General features: G+C 73.9%; 2 protein-coding genes. Both read right to left on the bottom strand.

All coding sequences use genetic code 11. From position 1 onward, the window contains the following. Positions 1–156: 156 nt before the first annotated feature. Complete coding sequence (locus tag AC2W7G_RS16565; protein ID WP_485869404.1) at positions 157–1,095, bottom strand: D-arabinono-1,4-lactone oxidase; 939 nt, start codon at positions 1,093–1,095, stop codon at positions 157–159. After that, positions 1,062–1,282, bottom strand: a 221-nt coding sequence (locus AC2W7G_RS16560; RefSeq protein WP_485869403.1) for a hypothetical protein, incomplete at its 5' end; no start/stop codon positions are given. The genes AC2W7G_RS16560 and AC2W7G_RS16565, both read right to left, overlap by 34 nt.

Raw genomic sequence — 1,282 nt, 5'->3', positions numbered from 1 at the left:
CGTCGCGGTCGGCCGACGGGCGCGCGGCCAGCACGACCCGCAGGCCGGGGGCCGGCCTGGGCGTAGGCCTCGGCGGTCGCGAGCGCGATGTCGGAGGTGCCGCCGAGCAGCAGCAGGGACTGGGGACGTCCGAGGGCGTCGATCATGGTTCTCCTGTCAGAGGTCGAGGCGCCGGGCCAGGTCGGACCGGAAGCGGCGCTGCGGGTCGACCCGGTCGCGGACCGCGGCGAACGCGTCCAGCCGCGGGTACATGCGGGCGATGGTCGCGGCGTCCGCGCGCGAGTCCTTGGCCAGGTACAGCCGTCCGCCGGCGTCGAGCACGACCCGGTCGAGGGCGCGCAGCAGCCGGTCCAGGCCGGGACGCACGGGCAGGTCGACGGCGAGGGTCCAGCCCGACGTCGGGAAGGACAGCAGGCCGCGGTTGCCCTCGCCGAACCGCTTGAGGACGTTGAGCGACGAGACGTGGTCGGACTCGGCGATCATCCGCACCGCGGTGCGGAACGCGTCCTCCTCGCCGAACGGCACGACGAACTGGTACTGGCAGAAGCCGCGCGAGCCGTAGACGCGGTTCCAGTCGGCCACGACGTCGAGCGGGTGGAAGAACTGGGTGATGTTCTGCAGCTCGCCGCGGCGGTGCTGCGGCGCCTTGGCGTACCAGAGCGCGTTGAAGGCGCGGGCGCTGAACCGGTTCACGACGCCGTCGGGGAAGGTGAACGGGACGCGGGCCAGCGTGCGGTCGGACATGGCGAGCGCGTCGGCGCGCCGGTCGTCGGGCAGCTGGTCGCGCGTGGCCTGGTCGCCGCGCGTGACGACGGCGCGGCCCAGCGACGAGCCGGTCGTGGCCGTGTCGAACCAGGCCACCGAGTACTCGTAGCGGTCGTCGCCCCCCGACAGCGACGTCAGCAGGCCGTCGAGGTGCGGCTCGCGGTCGGTGTCGACCAGGAAGTAGGACGACTCGACCCGCTTGAGCCCGAGGGTCACGCGCAGGACGACACCGGTCAGGCCCATGCCACCGACGGTGGCCCAGAACAGGTCGGCGTCCGGCCCGTCGGGGCCGACGGTCACGACGTCGCCCGTGGCAAGCAGCAGGTCCATGCTGCGCACGTGGTCGCCGAACGAGCCGCGCACGTGGTGGTTCTTGCCGTGGACGTCCGCGGCGACGGCGCGCCGACGGTGACCTGGCGGGTGCCGGGGATGACCGGCAGCCACAGGCCGAACGGCAGGAGCGCGCGCATGAGCGCGTCCAGGCTGGCGCCGGCCTCGACGGTGACGGCGGCCTCGG

This window comes from Aeromicrobium sp. PFPM2_SD2, assembly GCF_057364525.1.
The sequence above is the reverse complement of the archived record's forward strand: the minus strand, read 5'-3'. Positions and strand labels throughout refer to the sequence as shown.

Coding starts and splice junctions, on each gene's coding strand:
- AC2W7G_RS16565 (WP_485869404.1), bottom strand. CDS start 1,095: ATGGACCTGCTGCTTGCCACGGGCGACGTCGTGACCGTCGGCCCCGAC.